This is a genomic window from Streptococcus caballi DSM 19004, from assembly GCF_000379985.1.
Taxonomy (GTDB): Bacteria; Bacillota; Bacilli; order Lactobacillales; family Streptococcaceae; genus Streptococcus; species Streptococcus caballi.
Genome location: NZ_KB904101.1, coordinates 1 through 7,208, shown reverse-complemented (window position 1 = coordinate 7,208; position 7,208 = coordinate 1). Strand labels below are relative to the sequence as shown.

At 39.8% G+C, this 7,208-nt stretch carries 7 protein-coding genes and 9 tRNA genes; all 16 read right to left on the bottom strand.

Going from position 1 to position 7,208, the window contains the following annotated elements; all coding sequences use genetic code 11:
* A partial coding sequence (locus A3GS_RS12450; RefSeq protein ID WP_026216338.1) for a transposase occupies positions 1 to 109 on the bottom strand: 109 nt, incomplete at its 3' end.
* A gap of 246 nt (positions 110 to 355) precedes the next feature.
* Positions 356 to 1,114 (bottom strand): DNA repair protein RecO, encoded by a 759-nt coding sequence (gene recO, locus A3GS_RS0108835; RefSeq protein ID WP_018365045.1) that lies wholly within the window; start codon positions 1,112 to 1,114, stop codon positions 356 to 358.
* Complete coding sequence (locus tag A3GS_RS0108830; protein ID WP_018365044.1) at positions 1,104 to 2,279, bottom strand: pyridoxal phosphate-dependent aminotransferase; 1,176 nt, start codon at positions 2,277 to 2,279, stop codon at positions 1,104 to 1,106. Before A3GS_RS0108830 ends, recO begins: the two co-directional genes overlap by 11 nt.
* Positions 2,280 to 2,441: 162 nt before the next feature.
* Positions 2,442 to 3,410 (bottom strand): ribose-phosphate diphosphokinase, encoded by a 969-nt coding sequence (locus tag A3GS_RS0108825; RefSeq protein ID WP_018365043.1) that lies wholly within the window; start codon positions 3,408 to 3,410, stop codon positions 2,442 to 2,444.
* Positions 3,411 to 3,523: 113 nt separating this feature from the next.
* Positions 3,524 to 4,867 (bottom strand): CHAP domain-containing protein, encoded by a 1,344-nt coding sequence (locus A3GS_RS0108820; RefSeq protein WP_018365042.1) that lies wholly within the window; start codon positions 4,865 to 4,867, stop codon positions 3,524 to 3,526.
* A 111-nt stretch (positions 4,868 to 4,978) separates the two neighbouring features.
* On the bottom strand, positions 4,979 to 5,485 hold the full coding sequence (mreD, locus tag A3GS_RS13345; protein WP_040807717.1) for a rod shape-determining protein MreD: 507 nt from the start codon (positions 5,483 to 5,485) through the stop codon (positions 4,979 to 4,981).
* A complete protein-coding gene (gene mreC, locus A3GS_RS0108810; protein WP_026216337.1) occupies positions 5,478 to 6,299 on the bottom strand; it encodes a rod shape-determining protein MreC in 822 nt (273 codons plus the stop codon). Before mreC ends, mreD begins: the two co-directional genes overlap by 8 nt.
* Positions 6,300 to 6,369: 70 nt before the next feature.
* A tRNA-Ser gene (locus tag A3GS_RS0108805) sits at positions 6,370 to 6,457 on the bottom strand.
* A 10-nt stretch (positions 6,458 to 6,467) separates the two neighbouring features.
* Positions 6,468 to 6,541 (bottom strand) — tRNA-Ile (locus tag A3GS_RS0108800).
* A gap of 38 nt (positions 6,542 to 6,579) precedes the next feature.
* A tRNA-Gly gene (locus A3GS_RS0108795) sits at positions 6,580 to 6,650 on the bottom strand.
* 11 nt (positions 6,651 to 6,661) lie between these two features.
* Positions 6,662 to 6,734, bottom strand: a tRNA-Phe gene (locus A3GS_RS0108790).
* 16 nt (positions 6,735 to 6,750) lie between these two features.
* Positions 6,751 to 6,824: transfer RNA gene (locus A3GS_RS0108785), tRNA-Met, on the bottom strand.
* A gap of 11 nt (positions 6,825 to 6,835) precedes the next feature.
* Positions 6,836 to 6,925: transfer RNA gene (locus tag A3GS_RS0108780), tRNA-Ser, on the bottom strand.
* Between the two features lie 8 nt (positions 6,926 to 6,933).
* Positions 6,934 to 7,007: transfer RNA gene (locus A3GS_RS0108775), tRNA-Ile, on the bottom strand.
* A 28-nt stretch (positions 7,008 to 7,035) separates the two neighbouring features.
* Positions 7,036 to 7,109: transfer RNA gene (locus tag A3GS_RS0108770), tRNA-Met, on the bottom strand.
* A gap of 21 nt (positions 7,110 to 7,130) precedes the next feature.
* Positions 7,131 to 7,204: transfer RNA gene (locus A3GS_RS0108765), tRNA-Pro, on the bottom strand.
* Positions 7,205 to 7,208 lie beyond the last annotated feature (4 nt).

Sequence of the window (7,208 nt, the reverse complement as noted above, 5' to 3'; positions counted from 1 at the left end):
TACTTCGATATTGATTATAGATTACTTTTCGTCTATACTTAGGGGTAAACACAATGTGGTATTTACACATCCACTTTGTGTGAGATAAACTATGTGCCTTTTGTGCCATATTTTGCTCCTTTCGCTTTACATTAGGCTTGAACACCTTTATTGTATCGCGTTTGGAGTTTTTTTGGTATAACCAGCGATGCGCACCCGCATAGCGGGTGGTTTATTTGTTTCGCACCTGCGGAGCGAAACGGACTGAAAGTCACATAATAAAACCAACATGACATTAATGTCATGTTGGCAAAAAATATGGAAAATGTGAGACACTTTTTAGGATAAGTGAAGAAAAGATTTTCCATTTAAGTACTTACTTCTTCATCAGATGTCCCCATTTATCAAGATCATCAATAAACGTCTTACTCTTCAGATGAATACCGACATAGTCACCATAGATCTCATCCAGAAACAGACGAATCTTACGCTTCATCTCTGGCTTAACTGAGATGCTCCGCAATTCTTCAAAGGAAACCGTCTGAAAACGATCCAAAAGATAAGGAACATTGGGATCTAAATGACTACGATGTTGATCTTTTTCATAATGTTGCGGGCAAAGCAAGCCCGAATACTTGTGAGAAAAGTCAAACGGTAGACCATCTCTGTGGCAAAAGGCACATTCATGAAAATTCAGACGAACTCCGAAGCGATCCAGAACCTGAACTTCAAAAATATTGGTCAGAATTTCATAATCCAAGCCTTCATCCATGAGTTCCAGCGTCTTCTTTAAAAAGACAAAGAGGTGGGGGTCAGCCACTCCGTCTGAAATAGCCGCATCTGCCAAGGCTACGACGTAGCTAGCATAGGACAATCTGAACAAGTCCTCATTGATATGCTTGTAAAGCTCTACTTCCTTGTAATCCTCAATGTAAGAAAGACCATTGTCATTTAATTTTACAATAAAGTTGGCAACCATTAAGGGCTGAATAACCGCATTTAATTTGGACTTACCAGCATGTTTCACGAAAAACATTCGCTTACCATCGGTCTCCGTGAAAATCTTGACTAGCTTATCATCCTCACGATAATTGCGATTATAAAGAATAAGACCCTGCGTTTCCCTAGTTTGCATGGTCTTCCATAAATTCCTTTAGGCGATCCATGGCTGTGCTGATGGTGTCCATGCTGGCTGCGTAAGACAGGCGCACGTAACCTTCACCATATTTACCAAAAGCTACGCCAGGAATGAAGGCCACAGCTTTTTCACGGGCAAAGTCCTGACAGAATTTGAAGGAATCTTGCTCATAGCCAGCAGGAATCTTAGCAAAGATGTAGAAAGCACCGTCTGGCTTGATAATCTTGAAACCAAGCGCTGTCATCTTGTCAATGATATAGTCACGACGCTTGAGATATTCCTTCTTCATTGGCAGCGCATCATCTTTTCCTACGGATAGGGCCTCAATGGCCGCAAATTGTGCCATAGTTGCGGCTGCTGTTACCAAGTACTGGTGACTCTTAATGAGCTGGGCTACTAGGACGGCTGGGGCAAAAATCAACCCAATACGCCAGCCCGTCATGGCATGCGATTTAGACAAACCATTAATCAGAATAGTCTGCTCAGGCAGATACTCTGCGATGGAGACATGCGTTTCTTCATTGTAAGTCAATTCAGAATAAACTTCATCAGACACCACAAATACTTCATATTTTTTAAGAACATCTGCAAAAGCCTTAATTTGTTCACGCGAGTAGGTGACACCAGTTGGATTAGTTGGGTAATTGAGCAAGACCGCCTTAAGCTTGTCTCCTTGTGATAAGATGGCTTCTTCCAGCATCTCAGGCGTCAAAACAAAATCATTAGCCGTTGTATCAATTTCAACGATCTCAGCTCCCACAAGATTAGCAATCGGTTCATAGCCAGGGTAAGCTGGTGCTGGTAACAGGACCACATCTCCAGGCTCCAAAATAGCTGTTAGCGTGGCAGACAGGGCTTCCGTTGCTCCGATAGTTACCAAGATTTCATTCTCTGGACTGTAGGACAGATTGTATTTAGTCTTGACAAAATCAGCTGCCGCTTGACGCAGACCTGGCAAACCAGGCATACCTGTATAGTGAGATTGATTGGCATCAATAGCTGCCTTTGCCGCTTCCTTCACGTGTTCAGGCGTTGTAAAATCAGGCTCACCCAGAGTTAATTTCATAATACCTGGGACATCAGAGATTGATTGATCAAACTGACGAATTAAGGACACCTCAATTTTACCCAAATTCTTATTAAAACGTTTTGTTAAATCCATATCCTTCACTCCTTAAAAATAAGTATCTCTATTATACATAAAATTCTGACAATTAGCATCTTTTTCTGGCTTATCCACAGCTGACTGTTCTATTTCCCTCAAGAAAACTTATCCACATGTGGATAAAAATAAAACCGCTGGATTACATCCAACGATTCTATATTATTTTGCATTTCCCATTTCAAAGAGAGGGGACAAAGGACGTTTCTCATGAATACGAATAATAGCCTCTGCAATCAAATCAGCAATTGAGATCTGCTCAATTTTATCAATCAAACGTTCTTCTGGAAGATAGATTGTATCCAAAACAATCAGTTTTTCAATAGCTGAATTTTGAATATTATCAAGTGCAGGTCCTGACAGAACTGGATGAGTACATGAAGCATAAACTGCTGTTGCACCGGCTTCAGCAAGAGCATCTGCAGCGTGACAAATAGTACCAGCTGTATCAATCATATCATCAATCAAGATACATTTTTTACCAGCAACATTACCGATTATGTTCATTACTTCAGATGTATTCATCTTAGTAACGCTACGACGTTTATCAATAATGGCAATCGGTGTTTGGAGGAATTGCGCCAATTTACGAGCACGCGTCACACCACCATGGTCGGGGCTGACGACAACAACATCATCACCAACTAAGCCAGCTCGATCAAAATAATCGGCAATCAGTGGTGCCCCCATTAAGTGGTCAACAGGAATGTCGAAGAAACCTTGAATTTGAGCAGCATGTAAGTCAACAGTCAAGAGACGATCAACACCAGCCACCTCAAGCATATTTGCCACTAACTTAGAAGTAATGGGCTCACGTGAACGCGCCTTACGGTCTTGACGAGCATAGCCATAATATGGCATCACAACGCTAATTGTTTCTGCACTAGCACGTTTAAGAGCATCAACCATGATTAAAATTTCCATCAAGTTATCATTAACTGGTGAGCTTGTTGACTGAAGAATAAAAACATGGCTGCCACGAATAGATTCTTCAATATTAACTTGAATTTCACCATCTGAAAATTGACGCACTGTCGATTTGCCGAGTTCGATTCCCATAGTAGAAGCGACTTTTTCAGCTAATTCCTTATTTGACGAGAGCGCAAATAACTTTAAGTTAGAATAAGACATTATTTCCTCCAAAGTTTTAATCCTATATCATTTTAACTTTTTTTAACTTATTTTTCAATGAAAATAAAATCATTTCAATAAAAAAGAGACAGGCAAACCCGTCCCTTAAATCTTTAATTTTGATAGATATATGAAACAGAACCTGGATTAAACCAACCACGGTAGTTACCGATTGATTGATTACCAGCATAGTTAGCTTCCATAACCTGAATTTGACTTCCTTGAACACCAGTTACATAAGCAACGTGACCGTATCCGCCATCATTCCAAACGACAACTGAACCAACTGCAGGTGTTGAACCAACACGGTAACCAGCTGCGGCTGCACTTGCTGCCCATTGGCCACCATTACCCCAGTAATCGCCAACCCAAGGTGCTAATGACTTAACACCCCAAGTACATTGACCAACTGGATAAGTATTAGCAGTACCATAAGTTTGTTTAGCTGTTGTTTGTGTAGTAGCAGTTTGCGTACTTGCAGAAGCTGCTTTAGCAGTTTGAGTCTGTGCAGCAGGAGCAGACTGAGTTGTTGTAGTTGCAGCTGTTTGATTAGTAGTCGTTGCCTCTTGTGCTGTCGTTTGCTGTGCTTCTTGTGTTGAAACTGCACTCGCTTGACTCTCAGTTGCAGCTGCTGATGTAGCACTAATTGATTCAGTAGCTTGACTTGCTGCTTGCTGTTGTTGTACTGCTGCTTGAGCTGCTGCAACAGATTCTGCTTGAGCTTGAGCTTCAGCTGCCGCTTTAGCCTCAGCCGCTGCTTGAGCTGCTGCCGCTTGACGTGCTGCTTCTTCAGCTGCTGCTTTTTGAGAAACTAAATTATCTTTTTCCTCTTGAGCAGATGTCAATTGAGCTGACAAGTTCAATTGAGCAACCTCCAATTCGGCCTGTTGTGTAGCTAAAGCATTTTTGTTCTCTTCGATTGTTGCCTGATTAGCAATAACGGTATTAATTGCTTCTTGATTTTCCTTTTGTTTTTCCTCAATTGCTGCCTTGTCAGCTTCTTGTTGAGCCAACATTTTTTCATTAGCAGAAACAACTTCACGAATCGCAACTACACGATTAATAGCATCAGAAACCGATTTTGAATTCAAAACAGTGTTAAGGTAACTTGTTGCATTTTTACCCTTTTGTGCACTACGCGCTTGTTTCTTTAATGATTCATTACGAGCAACAATTTTACTTGAAAGTACTTGAATTTCTTCACCCAATTTTTGTGATTCCGCTTCAAGCCTTGCGTTTTCCGCTTCCAATTCAGCTTGTTGATTTTGAAGCTCACTGACTTGACCTTGAATAGCAGAGACTTGGCTTTGCGCAGCTGCTTGTTCAGCATTTAAATTGTTAATAACCGCATCTTGCGCAGCAATTTTTGAGTCAAAATCATCAGCGTGCGCTGTTGCAGTTGCTGCTCCAAGTGTCACACCACTTACAAGAACAGCAGATAAAATTCTTTTTTTCATATAAATTAAACTACTCCTTTTCGATAAGACACCTAATATTCTATCAAAAATTCAGACTTTTTGTGTTACATAATTATTACATTTATGTTTATCAATATTAATTTGATTACTCTAAATGAACCTCCTAAGAAACTTATGACAGATTCCATAGACCAACAAATTAAAAATTAGAGTAGGACACAAACTGTAGGTAACAAACTGAGCGAGAGGAGTATTCCCCCATCCATAAGCTCTTGCTAATACGTAGGAAGTTATATTATAAGAAAATATAAGAACTACATAAACTAAAAAAGTTTGAAATGGACTATTTAGAAATTGCTTGTCCAATTTTAATACTAAATGCATCAGGACAGGTAAAATAACAGTAATTATGCCAATCTCGCCTAAATAGTAACTTTCGAAAATAAATCCAAACAGGCAAAAACTACAAAATGTAAAAATTTCACTCTGTTCTTTATACAAAAACATAGCAACTAACATTAATAGTTGACTAGAAATCATGAAATGATAATTAAAAAAAGAACTAAGCAAAAATGAAATCTGACCATCTAGTAAAAGAAGAAAAATAAAAAATAGGATTAGAAAAAATTTATTACCATAAAACTTCAATTTAGTCACCAATAATTGTTACATAGGAAATTTTTGCAAAATTCGCTATAGGTTTAATATATACTTTTCTCGCAAGGCTATCTTTAGAATCTGTTACTTTTACAACTTTTCCAACAGGAACATCTGAAACCGAGGAACCATCCAGACCACTAGTAACGACTAAATTTCCAACATCAACAGCATCTGAAGAATTCAATTCAGACACCACAAAAAGATTATCGCTTGATCGGTAAGATTTCAATACCCCATAAATTTCACCACTAGAAACCAATAACTTCACAGGAATACTCAAATTTGAACCTTTTGTCAAAAGATCAACATTAATAGAGTTACCATCAACACTTTTTACAGAACCAATCAATCCCCCATTAGAAGAAACTAGCATATTCTTTCCTAAAGAATCCGATTTACTAACTTCAACTCTCAAAGAATCATACCAAGAAGCTGAGCTTCTCACTATAACCTTACCAACAACTTTTTTCTTATCAGAATCGCCAACACCAATTTCATTTTTTAATGCTTCATTTTCTTCCTTCAAGATAACAAGCAGATTAGACTCACTGTTTGATTTACTTATCTCAGCCTTTAACCTCTTATTTTCAGAATAAGTATTCAATAAGTCAGTAACATTATCCTGAACACCACTAACAAAACGAAATGGAGCCGAAATAACATAATCCACCTTTGAAACAGCTAAACTAATAGGAGAGGTGAGATTAGAAGCTTTAGCTGAACCTTTAAAAAAGATAAAAAGAAAAACAATGACAACTAGCAAACTCAGCATTATAAAAAAAATAAAACGAGATATTCTGAATCTTTTCATCCCTGTCCCCACGTGACCATTAAAATAAAATAAAACGAGATATCAAAAGATAATCTCGTTTAAGATAGTACGGAGAATAAGGGATTCGAACCCTTGCGCCAGTTACCCGACCTAACGATTTAGCAAACCGTCCTCTTCAGCCTCTTGAGTAATTCTCCAGTCTATATATGGGCACAAGTGGACTCGAACCACCGACCTCACGCTTATCAGGCGTGCGCTCTAACCAGCTGAGCTATGCGCCCAAGAAAAACTTGGTAATGTGTACTAATAAAAAGTACAAAGCGGGTGACGAGAATCGAACTCGCGACAACAGCTTGGAAGGCTGTAGTTTTACCACTAAACTACACCCGCTTGATAAATAATGGCGCGAGACGGAATCGAACCGCCGACACATGGAGCTTCAATCCATTGCTCTACCAACTGAGCTACCGAGCCAAACTAATATACATTATTGCGGGAGCAGGATTTGAACCTACGACCTTCGGGTTATGAGCCCGACGAGCTACCTAGCTGCTCCATCCCGCGATTTTACTATAAGGAGGATGTGGGATTCGAACCCACGCACGCTTTTACACGCCTGACGGTTTTCAAGACCGTTCCCTTCAGCCAGACTTGGGTAATCCTCCAAAATATATGGACCTTGTAGGACTCGAACCTACGACCGCTCGGTTATGAGCCGAGTGCTCTAACCAATTGAGCTAAAGGTCCAAAGTCAATCCCAAAATAAAAACAAGTATAGCGGCGAAGGGGATCGAACCCCCGACCTCCCGGGTATGAACCGGACGCTCTAGCCAGCTGAGCTACACCGCCAACATTTGAGAAAACTCTCAATCGGGAAGACAGGATTCGAACCTGCGACCCCTTGGTCCCAAACCAAGTACTCTACCAAGCTGAGCTACTTCCCGAATA

What these genes read in the sequence shown, in the direction of transcription:
- recO (WP_018365045.1), bottom strand. Translation starts at nt 1,114, where the DNA reads ATGCAAACTAGGGAAACGCAGGGTCTTATTCTTTATAATCGCAATTAT.
- A3GS_RS0108830 (WP_018365044.1), bottom strand. Translation starts at nt 2,279, where the DNA reads ATGGATTTAACAAAACGTTTTAATAAGAATTTGGGTAAAATTGAGGTG.
- A3GS_RS0108825 (WP_018365043.1), bottom strand. Translation starts at nt 3,410, where the DNA reads ATGTCTTATTCTAACTTAAAGTTATTTGCGCTCTCGTCAAATAAGGAA.
- A3GS_RS0108820 (WP_018365042.1), bottom strand. Translation starts at nt 4,867, where the DNA reads ATGAAAAAAAGAATTTTATCTGCTGTTCTTGTAAGTGGTGTGACACTT.
- mreC (WP_026216337.1), bottom strand. Translation starts at nt 6,299, where the DNA reads ATGAAAAGATTCAGAATATCTCGTTTTATTTTTTTTATAATGCTGAGT.